The 21,199-nt window shown below is 72.8% G+C and carries 22 protein-coding genes; 11 read left to right on the top strand and 11 right to left on the bottom strand.

The window, feature by feature from the left end:
• Positions 1-10 precede the first annotated feature (10 nt).
• From ACWCXX_RS03530 to ACWCXX_RS03520, 3 genes are read left to right on the top strand one after another with little or no spacing between them, the layout of a single operon-like run.
• Complete coding sequence (locus ACWCXX_RS03530; protein WP_451124362.1) at positions 11-1,159, top strand: lipid-transfer protein; 1,149 nt, start codon at positions 11-13, stop codon at positions 1,157-1,159.
• Between the two features lie 5 nt (positions 1,160-1,164).
• Positions 1,165-1,605: a Zn-ribbon domain-containing OB-fold protein gene (locus tag ACWCXX_RS03525; protein ID WP_451123868.1), complete on the top strand. Its 441-nt coding sequence runs from the start codon at positions 1,165-1,167 to the stop codon at positions 1,603-1,605.
• A 6-nt stretch (positions 1,606-1,611) separates the two neighbouring features.
• Positions 1,612-2,403 (top strand): enoyl-CoA hydratase/isomerase family protein, encoded by a 792-nt coding sequence (locus tag ACWCXX_RS03520; RefSeq protein ID WP_451123866.1) that lies wholly within the window; start codon positions 1,612-1,614, stop codon positions 2,401-2,403.
• 17 nt (positions 2,404-2,420) lie between these two features.
• On the opposite strand, the gene ACWCXX_RS03515 is transcribed toward ACWCXX_RS03520, so the two are convergent.
• Positions 2,421-2,972 (bottom strand): hypothetical protein, encoded by a 552-nt coding sequence (locus ACWCXX_RS03515; protein WP_451123864.1) that lies wholly within the window; start codon positions 2,970-2,972, stop codon positions 2,421-2,423.
• A gap of 170 nt (positions 2,973-3,142) precedes the next feature.
• On the opposite strand from ACWCXX_RS03515, the gene ACWCXX_RS03510 reads away from it, so the two are divergent.
• Positions 3,143-3,838, top strand: a complete 696-nt coding sequence (locus ACWCXX_RS03510) for a hypothetical protein (protein ID WP_451124360.1) — start codon at positions 3,143-3,145, stop codon at positions 3,836-3,838.
• A gap of 75 nt (positions 3,839-3,913) precedes the next feature.
• Here the strand turns inward: ACWCXX_RS03510 and ACWCXX_RS03505 are convergent, their stop codons facing one another.
• Positions 3,914-6,289, bottom strand: a complete 2,376-nt coding sequence (locus ACWCXX_RS03505; RefSeq protein WP_451123862.1) for an outer membrane protein assembly factor BamB family protein — start codon at positions 6,287-6,289, stop codon at positions 3,914-3,916.
• Between the two features lie 677 nt (positions 6,290-6,966).
• On the opposite strand from ACWCXX_RS03505, the gene ACWCXX_RS03500 reads away from it, so the two are divergent.
• The gene (locus ACWCXX_RS03500) at positions 6,967-7,614 is read left to right on the top strand and encodes a TetR family transcriptional regulator (RefSeq protein ID WP_391725495.1); all 648 of its coding nucleotides are present in this window, start codon (positions 6,967-6,969) and stop codon (positions 7,612-7,614) included.
• Between the two features lie 232 nt (positions 7,615-7,846).
• On the opposite strand, the gene ACWCXX_RS03495 is transcribed toward ACWCXX_RS03500, so the two are convergent.
• Together ACWCXX_RS03495 and ACWCXX_RS03490 are read right to left on the bottom strand one after the other, a co-directional pair.
• Positions 7,847-8,374 (bottom strand): nitroreductase family deazaflavin-dependent oxidoreductase, encoded by a 528-nt coding sequence (locus ACWCXX_RS03495; RefSeq protein ID WP_451123859.1) that lies wholly within the window; start codon positions 8,372-8,374, stop codon positions 7,847-7,849.
• The gene (locus tag ACWCXX_RS03490; protein WP_451123857.1) at positions 8,371-9,654 is read right to left on the bottom strand and encodes an acyl-CoA dehydrogenase family protein; all 1,284 of its coding nucleotides are present in this window, start codon (positions 9,652-9,654) and stop codon (positions 8,371-8,373) included. The genes ACWCXX_RS03495 and ACWCXX_RS03490 overlap by 4 nt, the downstream gene beginning before the upstream one ends.
• Positions 9,655-9,848: 194 nt before the next feature.
• Between ACWCXX_RS03490 and ACWCXX_RS03485 the strand changes: the two genes are divergently transcribed.
• Entirely contained in the window at positions 9,849-11,018 is a 1,170-nt protein-coding gene (locus tag ACWCXX_RS03485; RefSeq protein WP_451123855.1) for a thiolase C-terminal domain-containing protein, read from the top strand.
• Between the two features lie 34 nt (positions 11,019-11,052).
• On the opposite strand, the gene ACWCXX_RS03480 is transcribed toward ACWCXX_RS03485, so the two are convergent.
• Together ACWCXX_RS03480 and ACWCXX_RS03475 are read right to left on the bottom strand one after the other, a co-directional pair.
• A complete protein-coding gene (locus tag ACWCXX_RS03480; RefSeq protein WP_451123853.1) occupies positions 11,053-11,457 on the bottom strand; it encodes a type II toxin-antitoxin system VapC family toxin in 405 nt (134 codons plus the stop codon).
• Positions 11,450-11,728 (bottom strand): type II toxin-antitoxin system Phd/YefM family antitoxin, encoded by a 279-nt coding sequence (locus ACWCXX_RS03475; protein ID WP_451123851.1) that lies wholly within the window; start codon positions 11,726-11,728, stop codon positions 11,450-11,452. Before ACWCXX_RS03475 ends, ACWCXX_RS03480 begins: the two co-directional genes overlap by 8 nt.
• An 84-nt stretch (positions 11,729-11,812) precedes the next feature.
• On the opposite strand from ACWCXX_RS03475, the gene ACWCXX_RS03470 reads away from it, so the two are divergent.
• Positions 11,813-12,478: a pyridoxine/pyridoxamine 5'-phosphate oxidase gene (locus tag ACWCXX_RS03470; RefSeq protein ID WP_451123849.1), complete on the top strand. Its 666-nt coding sequence runs from the start codon at positions 11,813-11,815 to the stop codon at positions 12,476-12,478.
• Positions 12,479-12,581: 103 nt separating this feature from the next.
• Here the strand turns inward: ACWCXX_RS03470 and ACWCXX_RS03465 are convergent, their stop codons facing one another.
• Positions 12,582-12,770, bottom strand: a complete 189-nt coding sequence (locus tag ACWCXX_RS03465) for a ferredoxin (RefSeq protein ID WP_451123847.1) — start codon at positions 12,768-12,770, stop codon at positions 12,582-12,584.
• Between the two features lie 38 nt (positions 12,771-12,808).
• Positions 12,809-14,005 (bottom strand): cytochrome P450, encoded by a 1,197-nt coding sequence (locus ACWCXX_RS03460; protein WP_451123845.1) that lies wholly within the window; start codon positions 14,003-14,005, stop codon positions 12,809-12,811.
• Positions 14,006-14,268: 263 nt separating this feature from the next.
• Between ACWCXX_RS03460 and htpX the strand changes: the two genes are divergently transcribed.
• From htpX to ACWCXX_RS03445, 3 genes are read left to right on the top strand one after another with little or no spacing between them, the layout of a single operon-like run.
• A complete protein-coding gene (htpX, locus tag ACWCXX_RS03455; RefSeq protein WP_451123843.1) occupies positions 14,269-15,180 on the top strand; it encodes a zinc metalloprotease HtpX in 912 nt (303 codons plus the stop codon).
• Between the two features lie 37 nt (positions 15,181-15,217).
• Positions 15,218-15,802, top strand: a complete 585-nt coding sequence (pspAB, locus tag ACWCXX_RS03450) for a PspA-associated protein PspAB (protein WP_451123841.1) — start codon at positions 15,218-15,220, stop codon at positions 15,800-15,802.
• A gap of 59 nt (positions 15,803-15,861) precedes the next feature.
• On the top strand, positions 15,862-16,440 hold the full coding sequence (locus ACWCXX_RS03445; protein ID WP_451123839.1) for a DUF1707 SHOCT-like domain-containing protein: 579 nt from the start codon (positions 15,862-15,864) through the stop codon (positions 16,438-16,440).
• 59 nt (positions 16,441-16,499) lie between these two features.
• Here the strand turns inward: ACWCXX_RS03445 and ACWCXX_RS03440 are convergent, their stop codons facing one another.
• Positions 16,500-16,910: a Zn-ribbon domain-containing OB-fold protein gene (locus tag ACWCXX_RS03440; RefSeq protein ID WP_451123837.1), complete on the bottom strand. Its 411-nt coding sequence runs from the start codon at positions 16,908-16,910 to the stop codon at positions 16,500-16,502.
• The gene (locus ACWCXX_RS03435) at positions 16,907-17,359 is read right to left on the bottom strand and encodes a DoxX family protein (protein ID WP_451123835.1); all 453 of its coding nucleotides are present in this window, start codon (positions 17,357-17,359) and stop codon (positions 16,907-16,909) included. The genes ACWCXX_RS03440 and ACWCXX_RS03435 overlap by 4 nt, the downstream gene beginning before the upstream one ends.
• A gap of 205 nt (positions 17,360-17,564) precedes the next feature.
• Between ACWCXX_RS03435 and ACWCXX_RS03430 the strand changes: the two genes are divergently transcribed.
• Positions 17,565-18,764: a flavin-containing monooxygenase gene (locus ACWCXX_RS03430; protein ID WP_451123833.1), complete on the top strand. Its 1,200-nt coding sequence runs from the start codon at positions 17,565-17,567 to the stop codon at positions 18,762-18,764.
• A 116-nt stretch (positions 18,765-18,880) separates the two neighbouring features.
• Here ACWCXX_RS03430 and helR read toward each other — a convergent pair whose 3' ends face one another.
• Positions 18,881-21,028 (bottom strand): RNA polymerase recycling motor ATPase HelR, encoded by a 2,148-nt coding sequence (gene helR, locus ACWCXX_RS03425; RefSeq protein ID WP_451123831.1) that lies wholly within the window; start codon positions 21,026-21,028, stop codon positions 18,881-18,883.
• Positions 21,029-21,199: the final 171 nt, after the last annotated feature.

The following is a 21,199-nucleotide window of genomic DNA, read 5'->3' as shown; positions in this document are numbered from 1 at the left end:
GGAGGTGGCGGTGACGGCGCTCAAGGACGCGACGGCGATAGCCGGCATAGGACAGACGGCCTTCGCGAAACGACTGCCCGAATCCGAGAAGACCCTGGCCTGCCGGGCCATCGTCGCGGCGCTCGACGACGCGGGCATCGCCGCGTCGGAGGTGGACGCGTTCGCCTCGTACACCATGGAGGAGACCGACGAGGTCGAGATCGCCAAGTCCGTCGGGGCGGGCGATGTCACCTTCTTCAGCAAGGTGGGGTACGGGGGCGGCGGCTCCTGCGCGACGATCGCGCACCTCGCCGCCGCCGTGGCGACCGGGCAGGCGAGCGTGGGTGTCGCCTGGCGGTCGCGGAAGCGGGGCTCGGGCCCCCGGCCGTGGAGGAACACCGCGGTGCAACTGCCCACCCCCGGCCAGTGGACCCGCCCGTACGGGCTGCTGCGGCCGGCCGACGAGATCGGGATGCTGGCCCGGCGGTACATGCACGAGTACGGGGCGACCCGCGACCATCTCTTCAACGTCGCCCTCGCCTGCCGCAACCGCGCCAACCAGAACCCGGACGCGGTGATGTACGAACGGCCGCTGACCCGCGACATGTATATGACCTCGCGCTGGATCAGCGAGCCGCTCTGCCTCTTCGACAACTGTCTGGAGACGGACGGGGCGCTGGCCTGCGTCGTCGTGTCGGCGGAGCGGGCCCGCGACTGCCGGCGCAAGCCCGTCTACATCCACTCCGTCGCCCAGGGCCTGCCCGCCCAGCACCACGGCATGGTCAACTACTGGAACGACGATCCGCTCTCCGGCCCCGCCTGGACGGCCGCCCGGCAGCTGTGGAAACAGGCCGACTTCGGCCCGGACGACGTCCATGTGGCGCAGATCTACGACGCGTTCACCCCGCTCGTCCCGCTCTCCCTGGAGGGTTACGGCTTCTGCGGGCGCGGCGAGGGCGCCGCGTTCACCGAGGGCGGGGCGCTGGAGAGCGGCGGCCGGCTGCCGATCAACACCGGGGGCGGCGGGCTCAGCGAGGCGTACGTGCACGGCTTCAACCTGATCACCGAGGGCGTGAAGCAGCTGCGCGGCGACTCCACCGCCCAGGTCCCGGACGCCGCCACGTGCCTGGTCACCGCGGGCGAGGGCGTGCCCACATCCGCCGTACTGCTGAGGAGTTGACCGCAATGGATGGATTGCTGCTGCCCGTCGTGGACGAGGACGGCGCCCCCTTCTGGGAGTACGCGGCCCGCGGCGAACTCCGGGTCCAGGCGTGCGCCGCCCCGGAGTGCGGGCGGCTCCGTTTCCCGCCCCGGCCGTGCTGCCCGCACTGCCGGTCCTTCGACAGCGAGTGGCGGCCGACGAGCGGGCGCGGGCGCATCTGGTCGTACGTGCTGCCGCATCCGCCGCTGCTGCCGGCGTACGCCGCGCAGGCCCCGTACAACGCCGTGGTGGTCGAGCTGGCCGACGCGCCGGGGATCCGGCTGGTCGGGAACGTGGTGAGCGGGCCGGACGCCCCGCTGGACTCGGTCGACCCGGCTCGGCTGCGGATCGGCGCACCGGTGCGGGCGGTGTTCTGCCCGGCCGGGTCCGGGGTGACGCTGGTGCGCTGGCTGCTGGAGAGGTGAGCGGCGGTGGCGCTGCGCATCGAGACGGACAAGGAGACCGGGGTCGCGCTCGTCACCCTCGACCGGCCGGCCAGGCTCAACGCGGTCGATCCGGCGACGGCGGGTGAACTGGCCGCCGGGTGGCGGGCGTTCCGGTACGACGACGACGTGCGGGCGGTGGTCCTGACCGGTGCGGGCGGCCGGGCCTTCTGCACCGGGATCGACCGGGACGCGCGGGTGCCGCAGCCCTCGTCCCCGTACACGATCGACGACCCGCTGATCGCGATCGGGCCGAAGGCGAACGACCTGTGGAAACCGGTGATCGCGGCCGTGGAGGGCATGGCCTGCGGCGGGGCGTTCTACCTGCTGGGCGAGGCGGAGTTCGTGATCGCGTCCGAGGAGGCGACGTTCTTCGACCCGCACACGACGTACGGCATGGTCAGCGCGTACGAGGCGATCTCCATGGCGCAGCGGATGCCGTTCGGCGAGGTGGCCCGGATGTCGCTGATGGGGACGGCCGAGCGGGTCACGGCCCGCCGCGCGTACGAGACCGGGCTGGTCAGCGAGGTGACGGCGGTCGGCGGGGCGGTGGCGGCGGCGCTGCGGGCGGCGGAGGTGATCGCCTCGTACCCGACGGCGGCGGTGCAGGGGACGGTGCGGGCGGTGTGGTCCGCGAAGGAGGCGGCCAGGGCGCAGGCCATGGCCCATGCCCCGCACCTGATCGCGCTGGGGAACCTGCCCCCGGAACAGCAGGCCGAGCTGTTCCGGGGCCGTAGCCGGGACGGAGACGGAGGCCGGGGCGGGTTCCGGACACGCTGACGGCTCAGTGGCTCGGCTCAGTAGCTCAGCTCGGCATCCACGCGGCAGTTCTTCACCTTGGAGACCTTGCGCGGGTTGTCCATCCGCACGGAGACGGTCTTGGTCTCGCCTCCCTCGGCGGTCACACTCGCCTCGCCGGTGTCGACGGTCCTGCCCATCGCGTCGAGGAAGGTCACGTCGACCTCGTAGGTGTGCGAGCCGGTGGCACCGGCGTCGGCGGTGAGCCTGACGGTGGAGGTGGTCACGGCCTTGCGCTTGCCCTTGCGGGGCTGGGCGCAGCGGACGACGTACGTCTCGGGCCCGCCGGACGCCGTGGCGGTCGGGGTCGGGGTGCCGTAGTCGGTGCCGCCGGAGGAGCTGCTCGACGAGCCGTAGTCATCGTCGTCGTAGTCGCTGCCGTGGTAACCGTTGTTGCTCTTCTTGGAGTTGGAGCAGCCACCGCCGCCGCTGCTGCTCTTGGACCCCTTGCTCTTGCCGCTGCGGCCACCGTGGGTGGACGTGGAGAAACCGGTGAGAGCGAGTACCACCACGATCAGTACCGCGGAAAGCCTGACGTGCTGCCGCATCATCGATGCAGCCCCCCTTGTGTTGTTGTCCGTTTCTTCTGTTGTCGAACGACCGCGCGACACGCTAGCGCACGGTGGCGGGGGTGGGGAGGCGGGCGTAGCGTCGAGGCCGAGAGCGGTGCAGAAGCGGTGCAGAGCGGTGATGCCTGCCCGCACACCGCAGGAGGCCGATGATGATCCGCAACGTCCTCGGCTCGGTCCTCGCTCTCGCCGGAGCGACGGCCGCCGTGCTGAGCCCCTTCCGTGACTGGTACGACGGCCGTCTCGGGCGCCAGTACCGGATCGACGACCTGTTCACCGGGGTCACCGGCGGTCGGCCGGGCCCCCTGGGATCGGTCCTGCTCGTGTTCCTCTTCGCCGCACTGCTGACGGTGCTCGGCGTGGCGCTGCGGTCCCGGCTGCTGGTGGGGGTTGCGGGTGTGGTGGTGCTCGGGTTCACCGTGCTGTGGATGGTGCGCCAGGGGCAGGCGGCGGGCGGTCTGGCGGTCGCGGGCGACGGTTCCGGGCTGAGGTGGGGGGTGGCCCAGGCCGCGGCGGGCGGGGTGCTGTTGCTGGTGGGTGCGGCGGTGATGTCGGGGCGGCCCGGTCGCGGGGGGTCCGGTCGCGGGGCGCGCGCCCGGCCGTACCCGGCACCCGGTTCGGAGCATCCGGACACCTGGCCGCCGACGCAGGAGCCGGGCCCGTCCGTGCAGACGAGCACGCTGCCGGAGCCCGAACCCGAGCTGTACACGGGGCCGCCGCCCCCGGGCCACCGCCCGGGAGGCCACAGGGATCAGGACACCGTCCCGCACCCCGTCGTACCGGACGCCGCACCGGACCAGGGCCCGTATGGCGGGAGCCCGGACACGGACCGTCCGCCGCACCGCTGACGCCCCGGGCGGTCCCCGGGCGCAAAGGGCCTCGCCCACGGACGGCTCCGGACGCCCCCGGGTGCGGGCGGTGCGTCACGTCCGGGCCCGGCCTCCCGTGCCCGTGCCCTTGAGCGCGTCCAGGGCGTACACGCAGCGGTCCTTGCTGCACGCGTAGACGACGCCGCCCTGCGCCACGGGCGAGCCCGTGATCTCACCGCCCGTCGCCAGCTTCCAGCGGAGCTGCCCGCCCGCCGCGTCCAGGGTGTACAGGACGTGGTCGGCGGAGCCGAAGTGGACCCGTCCGTCGGCGACCACCGGGGAGCCCACCACCTCGCCGCCGGCCGCGAACCGCCACTTCGGGGTGCCGGTGACCGCGTCGAGCGTGTACAGGGCGCTGCCGCTGCCGACGTGGACGTTCCCGGCCGTCACCAGGACGGGTTCGATCGACTGGCGGGCCTCCGTGGCGATGCGCCAGCGGTCCTTGCCGGTCGAGGCGTCGATCGCGTACACCGTGCCGAGGTAGTCGGCGAGGTACACGCCGCCGCCGGTGACGGCGGGGCCCGGGGCGAAGGCGGGCGGGGAGAGGAAGACCGAGGGCGACTCGAAGTGCCAGCGGACGTGGCCGGACATGGTGTCGACGGCCAGGACCCGGGCCCCCGCGCCGACGTAGACGTAGCCGTCCGGGGCCGCCGTCACCCGGACCGGCACGCCGCCGCAGGAGGCCGCGTCGCCGATGGGGTAGGACCAGCGCTCCATGCCGGTGCGGGCGTCCACGGCGCGCAGCCGGGCGTCCTGCCAGAGGTAGACGGTGCCGTCGTGGACGACGGGGCCTGCCTCGGCCGTCTCGAAGTCGGTCTGCAGGCCGCCGCTCTCCCACAGCTTCTCGCCCGAGGACGCCTCCCACGCCTGGACGCCGCCGCCGCGGGTGCCGGTGACGACGGTGCCGCGCTCGGCCTTGAGGGAGTACACCCAGGCGTCCGTCTGCAGCCGCCACAGCTCGGCGCCGGTCGCCGCGTCCAGGGCGTACAGGGACGGCCCGTCGGAGGCGTGGATCCTGCCTCCCTCGACGGCCATCACCCAGGCCACGTCGCGGGTCTTGAACTGGCGCCGCCCGTTGCCGACGTCCAGGGCGTGCACCTCGAACGACGTGACGTAGAGCAGGTCCCCGGCGACGACGGGTGTCCCCCACACGTCGTTGGACATCCGGAACCGCCAGGGCCGCCAGCGGTCCGGCTCGGGCGGGGGGTCGGAGGGCTGCGCGGGGGCGGGCACGGGGGCGGGGGCGGACCGGGTGGCACCGTCCACCCCGGCGGGCGGGCGCACCCAGCCGGTCGCGGGGCCCGCCTCCGCGGCGGCCGTGGCGGCGGACCGCACGTCCTGGGCCCGCGGGCCGGGGCCGATCGGCACCTTCGCCCCGGGCAGCCGCACCGGGCCGCCCGCGTCGGAGACGTGCGCCGAGAGGGAGACCGAGGGGCGCGGGTCGGGGGTGGCGGGCCGACCGCCGTCGGGGCCGCCGGGCGGCGGTCCGGGCGGCGGGGGCGGCGGGGTCACCGGAGGGGCGGGCGCGGGACGCCGGCCGCCGCGGCGCTGCTCGATCATCGTGGTGGCGGAGGCCGGCAGCCACGCCGAGGCCGTGCCGCTGTCGTCGCCGCCGGAGGCGAACAGGTGCGGGGCGAGCTGGGCCTGGAGGTCGGCGGGGGTGGGGCGCAGCGCGGCGTCCATCTGCATGCAGGACTCGATCAGCGGACGCAGTTCGCCGGGCAGGCCCTCCAGGTCCGGGCCCTCGCGCAGCAGCATGAAGACCGTCTCGACGGGGTTGGCGCCGTGGAACGGGGCGTGGCCGGTGGCGGCGAAGACCAGGGTGGAGCCGAGCGAGAAGATGTCGCTGGCGCCGGTGACGCTGCGCGAGTCCCTGGCCTGCTCGGGCGACATGTAGGCGGGGGTGCCCACGGCGACGTTCGTCATGGTCAGCCGGGTGTTGGAGACCCCGGACGCGATCCCGAAGTCGATCACCCGGGGGCCGTCCTCGACGACGAGCACGTTCGACGGCTTCATGTCGCGGTGGACGAGCCCGGCACCGTGGATGGACTGCAGCGCCTCGGCGATCCCGGCGGCCAGCCAGCGCACCGCCTGGACGGGCATGGGCCCGCACTCGGTCACTATCTCTTCCAGCGAGGGGGCGGGCACATAGGCGGTGGCCAGCCACGGCACGGCGGCCCGCGGGTCGGCGTCCACCACCGCGGCCGTGTAGAAGCCGCTGACGGCCCTGGCCGCCTCCACCTCGCGCGTGAAGCGGACCCGGAACAGCTGATCCTCGGCGAGCTCCGTACGCACGGTCTTGATCGCCACCCGCCGGCCCGAAGCCGAACGGGCGAGGTAGACGAGCCCCATGCCGCCGGCGCCGAGCCGTCCCAGCACCTCGAACGGGCCGATCCTCCTCGGGTCGTGCTGCGTCAGCTGCTCCACCACTTGCCCTGCCACCTCCCCGTACGAGCCTCAGGAACAGAAGCCCGTGAAACCCGCCCTGTACGGCGTCTCACCACTGGGCACCACCCGGCGGTGCGCACCCCCGATTCTTCCTGGCTGAGGCCCCGGTTGCGAACCCGGGGGCGGATCGGGGTGTCACAGCTCACTCCGCCCCCATCCCGGACACAGAGGGACGGAACACACCTAACGCGACATCCCAACCGCCCCGCCGGACCGGCCCCCGAGCCGTCGCGCCGCGGTTCGCAGTAGCACTTTTGCCACACTCCGACCGCTTCCCGGACACGACGTGATCGCGCCATGTCCGCAGCCCGACCACAGCAGCCCGTCTCCACACCGGGAACGGCCCGCGCCCCACCCCCGCGCGACCCGCGGTTCATTTCGGTGACACTCGTCACAGCCAAGGCGCACACGGGGTGCACGCGACGCCCTCCACCCCCGTTCCCGCCCAACAAAAACGAACAAAATTTCGATAGAAAAGTTCCATACTCACAACGTCACAGAAAGTTATCCACGGAAGTTATCCACAGGCTGTTGATACGACTTACCGTTCAGCGGTGCGCATCCGTCGAAATCCGGCCACTCCCCCCACCGTTCCTGCGGGGCTCCCCATTTGCACTCGGCCGAATCGCGCTCCGATCACCCCTCGGTAAGCTGACGGCATGACAGGACAAGTACGCACCGTCGACGGCCGCGTGGCCGGTCGACGCGGACAGGCAACGCGGCAGAAGCTGCTCGACTGCCTCAGCGAGATGCTCAGCTCCTCGCCGTACCGGGACGTCAAAGTCATCGACGTCGCCCGGAAGGCCGGGACTTCCCCCGCGACCTTCTACCAATACTTCCCCGACGTCGAGGGCGCCGTCCTCGAAATCGCCGAGGAAATGGCGAAGGAGGGCGCCGGGTTGACCGAACTGGTCGCAGGGCGCTCCTGGGTCGGCAAGGCCGGCTGGCAGACGGCCGAGGAGCTCGTGGAGGGGTTCCTCGACTTCTGGCGGCACCACGACGCGATCCTGCGCGTGGTCGACCTCGGTGCGGCCGAGGGCGACAAACGCTTCTACAAGATCCGCATGAAGATCCTGAACTCGGTCACCAACTCCCTCACCGATTCGGTGAAGGAGCTCCAGGCCAGGGGCAAGGTCGACAAGGACGTGAGCGCCGCCGCGATGGCGGGCTCGCTGGTCGCGATGCTGGCCGCGGTCGCCTCGCACCAGAAGGGCTTCACGACCTGGGGCGTCAAGCAGGCCGAACTCAAGCCGAACCTCGCATTGTTGGTCCACCTCGGCATCACCGGCAGGAAACCGACGAAGTAGCACCGGCGCCAACGCCCCATCCCCCACTGGGCATCGCGCGGCAGTTCCGGGTGCCTCAGGTCCTGTCTCATCACGGCGGACCACGCATGTGGTCCGCCGTCGGTGTACCCGGACCATTTTTCACGCCCCCGGCGTAGACCCCCATACGCCCCGTATGCCCCGTACGCCTCCACACGCCCCATCCGCGTACATCTCCGCTCCGTACGCCCCCTCCACGCACGCCTCGTACGTCTCAGGACGCCGGGCCGTCCTCCCGTCTCTCCAGCCGGAACAGCCGGATCTCGCGCTCGACCCGTGCCTGGTAGGCCGCGTACGGCGGCCAGAACTCCAGCACCTTGCGCCACACCGCCTCCCGTTCCGCCCCTTTCAGCAGCGTGGCCCGGACCGGAATGTCCCGGCCCCTGCGGTTGACGACGGCCTTCTCGGGGCCGGCCAGCAGATTGGCGGTCCAGGCCGGGTGCCCCGGACGGCCGAAGTTGCTGCCGATCAGGATCCAGCTCGACTCCGCCCCTCCCCCGGCACGCCCCCCTCCCTCGCCCCCGTACTCCGGCATGCAGGCCAGCGGGGTGGTCCTGGGCCGCCCGCTCCGCGCCCCCGGCACCGTCAGGACCAGCCCCGGCAGCATGCGTGCGCTGAGCAGTACCCTGCCGCGCGTGAGCCGGTGCACCGTACGGTCCACGGCGGGGACGACGTGCGGGGCGATCCTCGCGAACGTGCGGGTGGCGGAGATCTTCCGGACCAGCCGGACGCCGGGCGTCATCGGACCGTCACCCGTTCGGCCGCTCCCGGATCGACGGCCGCCGGACCGGCGAGCGGGAGGCCGACGCCCGACGGACCGCCCGAAGGACCGGCGGCCGACGGATCGCCCGGCGGCGCGAACAGCCCGGCCTGCCGCGCCGCGTGGTCACGGAGCGTGTGCACGGGGCCGAGGAGCAGTTCGCCGGCCACGGCCCGCTTGAAGTACAGGTGCGCCTCGTCTTCCCGGGTGGAGCCGATTCCGCCGTGCAGCTGGACGGCCTCGGCGGCGGTGAGCCGCAGCACCTCCAGGGCCTGGGCGAGGGCGAGCCCGCCGGCCGTCGGGTCCCAGGCCGCGCAATACGCGGCGGAGCGGGCCGCCCGCACCCGGACGTACAGGTCCGCCAGGCGCTGCTTCACGGCCTGGAACGAGCCGATCGGGCGGCCGAACCGTTCGCGCGTCCTCACATGTTCGACGGTACGTTCCAGTGCGCTCGCCGCCGACCCCACCGCCTCCGCGGCGAGCAGGGCCGCGGCAGGGCCGCCCACCCGGGCGAGTGCGCCGGTGACGTCCTCCGTGTCGTCCGCGCCGAGGAGTTCGGCCCCGGTGTCGCGGAGTTCGACCCGGGCCGAGGGGCGGGTCTCGTCCAGCGGGGTGTGCCGGGTGCGGACGACTCCGGCCGCCGTGCCGGGGCGGACCAGGAAGAGCAGCGTGCGGCTGCGCGGGAAGCCGCCGGTGTGGGCCGCGACCAGGAGGAGGTCCGCGCCGTGCCCGTCGAGGACCTGGTCCACCTCCCCGTACAGCCGCCGGTCCACCGTGCCGGGGACCGTGGTCGCCTGCACGCCGCCCGCCCGGCCGCCGCCCGCCCAGGTGCCGCCGGTGGGGTCGGCGGCGAGGCCGAGCGCGGCGGTGAGCGCGGCGCCGGGGACGGCCAGGGCCGCGGTCAGCTCGCCGGCCGCGATGCGCGGCAGCAGGTCGGCGCGCTGGGCCTCGGTGCCGAGCGCGGCGATCAGGGGTGCGGCGAGGACGGCGGTGGCGATCAGCGGGGACGGCAGCAGGGCCCGGCCGGTCTCCTCGCAGGCGACGGCCAGCTCGGCGAGGCCGCGGCCGACGCCTCCGTACTCCTCCGGGAGGGCGAGTCCGGGCAGCCCGAGGTCCCGGGCGAGCCGTCGCCACAGGGCCGGGTCGTACCCCTCGTCGGTGCGCACGGCGCTCCTGACAGCGTCGGGCGTGCCGTGCGTGGCCAGCAGTGCGCGCAGGGTGCGGCGGATCTCGTCCTGTTCCGCGGTGAAGGCGGCGTCCATCGGCGGGCTCCTTCCCCAGGGGCTTCCGTTTTCCCCTCAGGGACCATCGGCCCCCGATCTGACGGTCCGTCATGTTAGGGGTGAATCCGCGAGATGCCCAGAGTCGCGCAGCGGAAGCGGAGGGAACCCCAGGCCCCGAACACCGAGCCGCCGACCGGGCTCCTCCCGCCCATATCTGATGTACCGTCAGATCCATGCCTTCTTCCCACCGCAAGGTCGCTGTCGTCGGCATATCCCTCGCCGACTGCGGGCGCGTCGAGACGGCCACGCCGTACGCCCTGCACGCCCAGGCCGCCCGCCGGGCCCTGGCCGATTCGGGGCTGGACCGGTCCGTGGTCGACGGTTTCGCCTCCGCCGGGCTCGGCACGCTCGCCCCGGTCGAGGTCGCCGAGTACCTGGGGCTGAAGCCCACCTGGGTGGACTCCACCTCGGTCGGCGGCTCGACCTGGGAGGTGATGGCGGCCCACGCGGCGGACGCCATCGCGGCGGGGCGCGCCAATGCCGTACTGCTGGTGTACGGGTCGACGGCCCGGTCGGACGTCAAGGCGGGCCGCCGCACCTCCAACCTCTCCTTCGGCGCGCGCGGCCCGCTCCAGTTCGAGGTGGCGTACGGGCACTCGCTGATAGCCAAGTACGCGATGGCCGCCCGCCGCCACATGCACGAGTACGGGACGACCCCGGAACAGCTCGCCGAGGTGGCGGTCCGGGCGCGGGCGAACGCGGCGGCCAACCCGGACGCCATGTTCCGGGACCCGATCACCGTGGACGACGTGCTGTCGGGGCCGATGATCGCGGACCCGTTCACCAAGCTGCACTGCTGCATCCGCAGCGACGGCGGCTGCGCGGTGCTGCTGGCCGCCGAGGAGTACGTGGCGGACACCGCGAAGGCCCCGGTGTGGATTCTCGGCACGGGGGAGCACGTCTCGCACTCCGCCATGTCCGAGTGGGAGGACTTCACGGTCTCCCCCGCGGCGGTCTCGGGCCGCCTGGCGTTCGAACGGGCCGGGGTGCGGCCCGCGGACATCGATCTCGCCGAGATCTACGACGCGTTCACCTACATGACGCTGGTGACGCTGGAGGACCTGGGCTTCTGCGCGAAGGGCGAGGGCGGCCCGTTCGTGGAGAAGGGCCGGACGGGGCTGACGGGCGAGCTGCCGGTGAACACCGACGGTGGCGGCCTGTCCGCCTGCCACCCCGGGATGCGCGGGCTGTTCCTGCTGGTGGAGGCGGTACGGCAACTGCGCGGCGAGGCGGGCGAGCGCCAGGTGCGCCGTCGGGGCGGCCGGCTCCCGGAACTGGCGGTGGCCTCGGGCACGGGCGGCTGGTTCTGCTCGTCGGCCACGGTGGTGCTGGGGCGGGGGTGAGGGGCGGGGCGGGGCGGGTTCCGCGGCCGGGCGGTCACACCGGGACGACGGTGAGCGCCCCTTCCAGCCCCTTGAAGTCGTCCGCGTTGCGCGTGTAGAGCGGCAGCCCCCTGACCGAGGCGATGGACGCGATCATCAGATCCATGCGCCGGGGCCGGGGGTCGCGCCGGGCGGCGATCACCAGGGCCACCAGGGTCCCGTAACGGGCAGCGGCGTCCGCGTCGAAGGGAAGCGGCTCGAAGTCGGCCACGGCCGCGCCGAGTTTCTCCATCCGGGCCGCCCGCACGGCGGCGTCTCGGGCCGTCGCCACGCCCTGCTGGAGCTCGGCCGTCGTCACAGCGGTGAGCGCCGGGAGGGCGGGCAGGTCCTCCGCACGCAGCAGATCGAGATCGATGTACGTGCAGGTGTCGAGCACCCCCTCGGCAGGTCGCTCAGCCACGCCCGCGCTCCCACGGGTCGTCGTCGCCGACCCGGTCCTCGCCCCCGAAGAGTTCATCGGCCTCGCGGCGCATCAGCGCGGCGTCCACCCGAGGCAGCCGCCGGTGTCTGGCCACCAGCTCTTCCGCGCTCAGCCGCCGTTTCCGGGCGAGCGGCCGCAGTTCGGCGACCTCTATTCCATTGCGGGTGACGCGAAAGACCTCGCCCGCCTCCACGGCGTTCATGACTTCGGCGGAGTTGTTCCGGAACTCGCGCTGGGTGATGGTCCTCATGCGGACAAGCGTAGCCCGGCGTGTCTCGCTGCGCTACGGGGATCGCTTCGCCCCCCGTACCGCGCCGTGCGCTGCAATGGGGGCATGAGCGACGCACACCAGAGGTTCCTGGATCTGCTCCACGCCCAGCGGGTCTGGGACGTGGAGCTTCCCGTCTTCGATCCGGCCGCCGCGCCCGCCGACCCGCTTGCCCTGTTCCACGCCTGGTTCGCCGAGGCCGTGGCCGCCGGGCAGGCCGAGCCGCACACGATGTCGCTGGCCACCGCCGACGACGAGGGCCGGCCCGATGTGCGGACGGTGATGCTGCACGACGCGGACGGGCGCGGCTGGCACTTCGCCACGCACCGCACCAGCGCGAAGGGCCGCCAGCTCGCCGGCCGGCCGCACGCCGCGCTCGGCTTCTACTGGCCCGCGCGGGGACGGCAGGTGCGGGTCCGGGGCCGGGTCACGGCCTGCACGCCCGCCGAGAGCAGCGCCGATCTGCACGCCCGCTCGGCCGGGGCGCTGGCGTCGGCGCTGGTCGGACGGCAGAGCGAGGTGCTCGGCTCGTACGAGGAACTGGGCCGCGCCTCGGACGCGGCCTGGCAGCGGGCGCGGGCGGAGCCGGACGCGGAGGTCGCGAGCTGGACGCGGTACGTGGTCGAGCCGCGGGAGGTCGAGTTCTTCCAGGGCGACGCCGGACGTCGGCACGTGCGGTTGCGCTACCGCGGGCGGGCGGACGGCTGGGAGCGGGAGCTGCTCTGGCCCTGACGGCCCGGGACGCCGGCCGCCCGTCGCCGCCACGCCTTCCCCGGGCGGAGGAAGTCGGTGGCGACGGCCGGCCGGCGTCCCCGTTCCCGTACCCCGCTCCCCGTCAGTCGACGGTGATCGCCTGCACGGGGCAGGCGCGGGCAGCCTCCTTGACCAGGGGGCCTTCGAGGGCGTCCTCGTGGTCGGGCAGCAGTTCGCTGAATCCGTCGTCGTCCTGGGTGAATACCTTCGGTGCGGTGAGCGCGCACTGTCCCGCGCCGATGCACCGGTCCTTGTCGATACTGATACGCATCCCGGCAAGCCTTTCCGATCCGATTCCGATCACCGTGTTCACCATGTCACCGGCATTTCGATCAGCCCCTGAATGGTGTCCCCGGGTTTGAACGGAATTTCCTCCGCGGGCACCGCGAGCCGCAGGCCGGGAAGGCGTCGGCAGAGCGTGCGCAACGCGATCTCCATCTCGGCACGGGCCAGGTTCTGCCCCAGGCACTGGTGAATCCCGAATCCGAAGGCGACGTGGTTCCGGGCGTTCCGGCCGAGGTCCAGTTCGTCCGGCGACTCGTACGCGGTCTCGTCGCGGTTGATCGCCGACGTGGACAGGATGACGCCGTCCCCCTTCCTGATGGTCACGCCGCCCGCCTCGATGTCCTCGACGGCCACCCGGGAGATTCCGTCGGCGATGGACAGGAAGCGCAGCAGCTCCTCGACCGCGGAGGGCATCAGGTCCTCCGAGTCCCGCATCCGGGCCAGCTGGTCGGGGTGCTGGAGCAGCGTGAACGTACCGAGCGAGATCATGTTCGCGGTCGTCTCGTGACCGGCCACGAGCAGGATCTCCGCCAGTCGCACGAGCTGATCGCGGTCCACGGCCCCGGTCTCCAGCTGCTTCTCGACCAGTTCGTCGAGCAGCCCCTCGCCCGGGGCGGCCCGCTTCCGGTCGATCAGTACGCGGAAGTACTCGTCCAGGGCCTCCCGCGCGGTCTCGACGTCGGTGGCGGCGGGGCCGCGGAGCAGCTTGCGCGACTGCGCCTCGAAGAACTCGTGGTCGGCGTAGGGCACCCCGAGTAGCGCGCAGATGACCATGGAGGGCACCGGCAGCGCGAAGGCGCCGACCAGGTCGGCCGGCGGCCCCTGCTCGATCATCCTGTCGAGCAGCCCGTCCACGGTCCGCTGGATCTGCGGCCGCAGGGCCGCGGTCCGCTTCACGGTGAAGCTCGGGATCAGCATCCGGCGCTGGGCGTTGTGCTCGGGGTCGTCGACGCCGAGCAGTTCCACGCGCCGCAGGCTCGTCGCGGCCAGCCGTTCGGCGATCAGGGGGAAGTCCGGATTCTCCCGGTCGGACGACAGCCTGGGGTCCACCAGGAGGGAGCGCGCCTCGGCGTGCCCGGTGACCAGCCACACCGTACGGCCGTCGAAGAGCCGGGCGGGCGACACCGGCTGCCGGTCGCCGGGGGTGCCGCGGTACTGCGCCGGGGGCTGGTAGGGGCAGGTGCGGTTCTGCGGGAACGGGATGGTGTCGGCGTCTGCCATGTCGGGGCCTCGCAAGGGGTGAGGGAGTCCTACCGATCTCTGCCCACTAGATGCCTGAGGCACCTAATGGGTCCAGGTAATGTTCGGCCAAATATCCTCCGGCGCCCGATCGGGCACCCCCCTGATCCTTTTGCTTCTCCGTCCGCTCTCTGTCTGCCATATTCCCGCAGCATCTCCGGGCGCGCTTTCGAGCCAGATCCAAAAATCTGATTTCCCCTGCGAAAGGGGCAATATGGAAGGCATCAGGGTGACTGGAGGCGACAATGAGCCGAACCCGTTCCCGCTACGCCCCGGACAGCGGACTGACCACACGCATGGTCGGCACCATGTTCATGATCGGCCTGCTGTACGTGGTCCTGGTCGGCGTGCTGCTCGCCGTGCTGCGCGGCGCCTGGCCGATCATCCTGCTCTTCGTCGGCGGCATGTTCATCGCGCAGTTCTGGTTCAGCGACCGCATCGCCGCGTTCGGCATGGGGGCCCGCGAGGTCACCCCGGAGGAGGCGCCCGAGCTGCACGGCGCCGTCGACCGGATCTGCGCTCTTGCCGACATGCCGAAACCGCGCGTGGCCATCGCCCGGAGCGATGTGCCCAACGCCTTCGCGACCGGCCGGAACGAGAAGACCGCCCTCGTCTGCGCCACCACCGGGCTCCTGCGCAGACTGGACCCCCCGGAGCTGGAAGGAGTGCTCGCGCACGAGATGTCGCACGTCGCCCACCGTGACGTGGCCGTCATGACGATCGCCTCGTTCCTCGGTGTGCTCGCCGGTGTCATCACCCGGGCCGCCCTGTGGGGCGGACTCTCCCGCAGCGCCCGGAACAGCGGCCCCGCAGGCATTGCGATCATGCTGATTCCGCTGGTCAGCGCGGCCGTGTACGCCCTGGGCTTCCTGCTGACCCGGCTGCTCTCGCGCTACCGCGAGCTCTCCGCCGACCGCACCGCCGCCCTGCTCACCGGGCGCCCCTCCACGCTCGCCTCCGCCCTCACGAAGGTGAGCGGCCAGATGGCCCGCATCCCGACCGAGGACCTGCGCAAGGCGGAGCCGTACAACGCCTTCTACTTCGTCCCCGCGTTCTCCTCGCAGGAGAGCCTGAGCCGACTGCTCTCCTCCCACCCGACCCTCGAACAGCGCCTCGACCAGCTGGCCCGCATCTCCGCCGACCTCGCCCGCCCGTGACCTGCCGCAGCCCGCTCTCCCGTCCGGAGGTACGCCCATGGGCCTTCTCGACACCATCCTCGGCCGCAGCAAGCCGGTCCGCCCCGATCTCGACCAGCTCTTCGCCGTGCCGTCCGCCGCCCTCACCCTCCAGGCGGGCGCCGGATTCGCCCCGACCGGTCTCGGGTCGGTCTGCTTCGCGGGTGTCGAGGGCGGCGCCTTCGCCCGCCTCCAGCAGGACGTGCGCGAACTGCTCGACGCCGACACCGGCCGCGGCGGCATCCCGGTGAGGTTCAGCCAGGACGGCTACGGCTACACCTGGCTGCTGGCCGAGCACTCCCCCGACGACACGGCCGGGCTGGTCAACGACCTGCACGCGGTCAACACGCTGCTCCAGGACGGCGGGTTCGGCCCGCACCTGCTCTGCTCGCTGATCGGCTTCCGGGACGAGCGGGACCGTCCGCTGGCGCTGGTCTATCTCTACAAACGCGGCACGTTCTACCCGTTCGCACCCCTGCCCGGCGGGGTGGAGCGGCGCGACAACCAGCTGGAGCTGCAGGTCAGAGCGGTCCTCGGGGACGACCTCCGGATCGAGCAGGACCTGTCCCGGTGGTTCCCGGTGTGGGGTGCGCCGGGGCTGTGACCCGAAGGGCGCCGTACGGGCCGGGGCGCCCGGTGCGGCCCGTACGTATCATCGCCCCCATGACTGTCGACCCCTCGCGTTCCGCCGGCCGTATGCGCGCTTCCGACGCCGATCGGGAGGCGGTGGTCGAGCAGTTGCGGGAGGCGGCGGCCGACGGCCGCATCGACATGGAGGAGCTGGACATCCGGCTCGGGCAGGCCCTGTCCGCCAGGACCCACGCGGAGTTGGCGCCGCTCACCGAGGACCTCGGCCCCGTGGTACCGGTCGAGCCGCTGGTACTCAAGGGGGGCGTGCACGGGGCGAGCCGTTCGGGCCGCTGGAAGGTGCCCCCGGTGATCCTCGTCCACGCGGGGATGGGGAGCGTCAAGCTCGACTTCACCCTCGCCGAGTGCCGACTGCGCGAGGTCGAGCTGGAGGTGTACGGCGAGATGGGCGGAATCATGATCGTGGTCCCGCAGGGCTGGACCGCGCGGGCCGACGAGCTGGATCCCGCCATGGGCGGTCTGAAGGACCGGACCGAGGGCACAGGCACGCCCGGCGCCCCGGTGCTCCGGCTGACGGGCTCCTGCGGCATGGGCGGCGTGACCGTCCGCCACCCCAACTTCCGCGAACGCCGCAAGCTGCGCGACACCAAGTAGCGCGCCGGGGGCCTGCACCGCGCACCGTCCACCGCCCCGGCCCCCGCGCCGTACACCGTTCAGGGGCGGAAGACCGGCACGGCCTCCCGTCCCTCCTCCCTCCTGAAGGTCACCCGCAGCGCCATGCCGATGGCGAGGGCGGACTCCGCGCACTCCACGATCTCCGTCATCATCCGCGGCCCCTCGGCCAGGTCGACCACGGCGGCGACGTACGGGACCCGGGCGCCGAACGGCGGCAGGTCGTTGCGGTGCACGACGGACCAGGTGTAGAGCGTGGCCCGGCCGCTCGCGGGCTGCCAGACGACGTCCTCGCTCCAGCAGTGCGGGCAGAACTCGCGGGGGTAGTGGTGGGCGCGCCCGCAGGCGCGGCAGCGGCGCAGCAGCAGCTGTCCCCGGGCCGCGGCGTCCCAGTAGGGCCGGGTGAAGGCGTCGGGTTCGGGAAGGTCGAAACGTGCTGCCGCCGCGGTCACCGGAAGAGTCCGATCGCCTCGTCGAGGGACCAGGTCTGCCAGGACATCGCGAACAGCGCGACGAGCGAGATCAGCGCCATCATCGAGTTCTGCCCCTGTTCGGCCCAGTCGTGGATCATCAGCACCAGGTAGAGCAGGTTGAGCAACAGCCCGGCGACAAGGGCGACGGGGGTCAGGAACCCCGCCACCAGGCCCAGCCCCAGGGCGAGTTCCGCGTACACGACGACATGGGCCATGAGCCCGGGGCGCGGCGCGACGATCCGCTCGAAACCCTTCCTCACCGCCGGCCACCGGTGCTTGCCCGCCACGTCGGCGGCCCAGGCGATGCCCGTACCGCGTTCGAACCAGCCCTTCTTGTCCTTGTGCCGCCAGCTCTCCAGCCACCACAGGCCGAGCCCCACCCGGAGGACGGCGAGCCATTCCGCTCCGTCGAGCCAGATCGTCTGCACGATGCCTCCCCCTCAAGGAATCTGACGGTACGTCAGTTCACCTGATGGCAGCCGCCGTGCGCAAGAGGCGTGCCACGAACGGCTGGTGGGCGGGGGCGGGCGGGTGGCGTGCCGGCCCGGCCCCGGCGGCAGGCGTGACCAATTCGCAATCGATTCCGGTCTTGACCGAGACCCATCAACCGGGTGCGCGATTACGCTCCGGATCATGTCCGACAGCGCACGCACCGCCGATGGTTCCGCCCCGGCCCCCTTCGGTCGCACCGAGGACCGGCCCGTCTACGTCGTCGGCGGCGGTCCGGGCGGCCTCGCCGTCGCCGCGTCCCTGCGCGAGCGGGGAGTACGGGCGGTCGTGCTGGAGAAGTCCGGGAACGTGGGCGCGTCCTGGCGCCGCCACTACGACCGGCTGCACCTGCACACCACCCGCCGCTGGTCCGCGCTGCCGGGCCTGGCGATGCCGCGCCGGTTCGGCCGCTGGGTGGGCCGGGACGACGTGGTGCGCTACCTGGAGAAGTACGTCGAACACCACGAACTGGAAGTGGTGACGGGCGTCGAGGTCTCCCGGATCGACCGCGCCCCCGACGGGACGGACTGGCAGCTGACCGCAAGCGGCGGGCGGGTGCTGACCGGCCGGGCCGTCGTCGTCGCCACCGGCTTCAACCACACCCCGCACGTCCCCGACTGGTCCGGCCGCGACGCCTTCACCGGCGACCTGGTGCACGCCGCCGACTACCGCAACGCCGCCCCCTACGCGGGCAAGGACGTCCTCGTCGTCGGCATCGGCAACACGGGGGCGGAGATCGCCGTCGACCTGGTGGAGGGCGGGGCGTCCCGGGTGCGGATCGCGGTGCGCACCCCGCCGTACATCGTGCGCCGCTCGACGGCGGGCTGGCCCGCCCAGGCGAACGGCGTCCTGGCCCGCCGACTGCCGGTGCGACTGGTGGACCGGGCCGCGGGCGCCATGGCCCGGGTCGCCGTGCCCGACCTCACCGCGCACGGGCTCCCGCGCCCGGACGCCGGTCTGTACACCCGGGCCAGGCAGGGCGCCATCCCGGTGCAGGACGTGGGGCTGATCGACGCGGTGAAGGGCGGCCGGGTGGCGCCGGTCGCGGCCGTCGAGTCGTTCGACGGGGACGCGGTGGTACTGGCCGACGGGGAACGGATCACCCCGGACGCGGTGATCGCGGCGACCGGCTACCGACGGTCCCTGGAGGGGCTGGTCGGCCACCTCGGCGTACTGGACGACCGGGGCCGGCCGGTGGTGCACGGCGCCCGCACCCCCCGACAGGCCCCCGGCCTGTACTTCACCGGCTTCACCAACCCGATCAGCGGCATGCTGCGCGAACTGGCTCTGGACGCCGAGAAGATAGCGAAGAAGCTGGCGCGCACGGCCTCGCGCACGGGCTGAGGAACCCGCACCCCGCCTGCCCCGCGCGCCCGGCCGTCCGCCGGGGCACGGCGCCCCGGCGGACCACCGAGCACCGCCGGGGCACGACGGCGCCCCCACAGCCCGGCCGGGCCTCGTCAGGGGCTGGTGAGGACGACGAGCTGCCGGGTCGCCCGGGTCATCGCGACGTAGCGGTCGACCGCCCCTTCGACGCCCTCGCCGAACGACTCCGGGTCGACGAGGACGACCAGGTCGAATTCGAGCCCCTTGGACAGCTCCGGGGTCAGCGACCGGACGCGGGACGTCGCCCGGAACGCGGGATCGCCGATGACGCAGGCGGTGCCCTCGTCGTGGGCGGCGAGCCAGGCGTCGAGGACCGGCTGCAGCTCCGAAACCGATCCGTGCACGACGGGGACGCCGCTGCCGCGGATGGAGGTCGGCACGTTGGCGTCCGGGAGCGCGGCCCGGATCACCGGCTCGGCCTCCGCCATGATCTCTTCCGGCGTCCGGTAGTTGATGCTCAGGGAGGCCGACTCGATCCGGTCGATCCCGACCCGCTCCAGCCGTTCCCGCCACGACTCGGTGAACCCGTGCCGGGCCTGGGCGCGGTCCCCGACGATGGTGAAGCTCCGGGACGGGCACCGCAGCAGCAGCATCTGCCATTCCGCGTCGGTCAGTTCCTGGGCCTCGTCCACGACGACGTGCGCGAACGGCCCGGCGAGCAGGTCCGGTTCGGTGCCGGACACCTCGCTCCCGTCGACCAGGGTCTCCTTCATGTCCTGTCCGTGCAGCATCGTCATCACGCCCTCGCCGTCGTGATCGGCCGCGATCAGGGTGTCGATGACCTTGGCCATGTGCTCGCGTTCGGCGGCGACGGACGCCTTGTGCCGACGCCTGCGCCGCGCCGCCTCCGGGTCGCCGATCCGCTGCCGCGCCGCGTCCAGGAACGGCAGGTCGAAGACCGTCCAGGCCCGTACGTCCGCGCGCTGCAGCAGCCGGACCTCGTCGGGGCCGAGCCAGGGGGCGCACCTGCGCAGGTAGGCGGGGACCGACCACAGGTCCCCGACGACGTCGGCCGCCTCCAGCAGCGGCCAGGCGCGGTTGAAGGCCGTGAGCAGTTCCCGGTTCCGCGACAACGACCTGCGCAGCAGCTCGGTCGGGGCGTCGCCGTCGTGCTTGTCCATCAGGATCGTGAGCAGCTCTTCCCAGACCTGCTCGCGCGCCTCGTTGTGCGCGGTGCCGGGGTCCGCCGCCTCGAACGCCACGGCCCAGTCGTCGGCGGTCAGCCGGATGTCGGACCAGTGGGTCGTGACCGTCATGCCCCGGGTGGGCGGTTCCTCGTAGAAGCGGACGGCCGCCTCGACCGCCTTCACCAGCTTCGCGGACGACTTCAGCCGGGCCACGTCCGGGTCGGTCTCGGCCGTCGCCGTGGCCCCCTCGGCGACGAGGTCGCGCAGGGTGCAGGTCTGCACGCCCTCCTCGCCGAGGCTGGGGAGGACGTCGGCGACATAGCCCAGGTAGGGCTCGTGCGGGCCGACGAACAGCACGCCGCCCCGACGGTGGCCGAGGCGGGGGTCGGAGTAGAGGAGGTAGGCGGAGCGGTGCAGGGCGACGACGGTCTTGCCCGTGCCCGGCCCGCCGTCGACGACGAGGGCCCCGCGGGACCCCGCCCGGATGATGGCGTCCTGGTCGGCCTGGATGGTGCCGAGCACGTCCCGCATCCGGGCCGAACGGCTGCTGCCCAGGCTGGCGATGAAGGCGGACTGGTCGTCGAGCGCGGCGTGCCCGGCGAACGCGTCCGGGGTGAAGACCTCGTCCCAGTAGTCGCTGATCCGGCCACGGGTCCAGCGGTACCTGCGACGGCTCGCCAGGCCCATCGGGTTGGCGTGGGTGGCCCCGAAGAACGGCTCGGCCGCGGGGGAACGCCAGTCGACCAGCAGCCGGCGCCCCGCGCTGTCGGTGAGGCCGAGCCGTCCGACGTACAGGGGCTCGGAACCGTCCGCGCCGACCATGTGCCCGAGGCACAGGTCCAGGCCGAAGCGGCGCAGCGCGCGCAGCCGGGCGGAGAGCCGGTGGATCTCCACGTCCCGGTCCATCGCCTGCCGCCCGGCGCCACCGGGCGCCCTGCGCTCGGCGTCGAGCCGGTCGGACAGCTCGGCGATCGTCTCCTCCAGGCACCGCGCGATGGCCGCGAAGTGCTCCTCGTCGCGGGCGATCAGCGCCGGGACAGCCTTGGGGGCGAGACGATCGGAAAGGTCGAAAGCACTGGTGGTGAGGGGGTTCACGAAGTCGTCTCCGATTTCTGAGGCCGTCTGAGGCCGCTTGCGAACGGAGATTCTGCGCCATCCCGGGGGCCTTGCCGCAAGCCCCCCGGTGCGCTATACGTTGAAAGTGGCAAGGAGTGGGTTGTTCCTCCTGCCCTTCTCGTCCGCCGTGACGGACAGCCCCCTCGCACG

The organism is Streptomyces sp. NPDC001732, from assembly GCF_053596315.1.
This window is presented reverse-complemented; position numbering and strand designations above follow the sequence as displayed.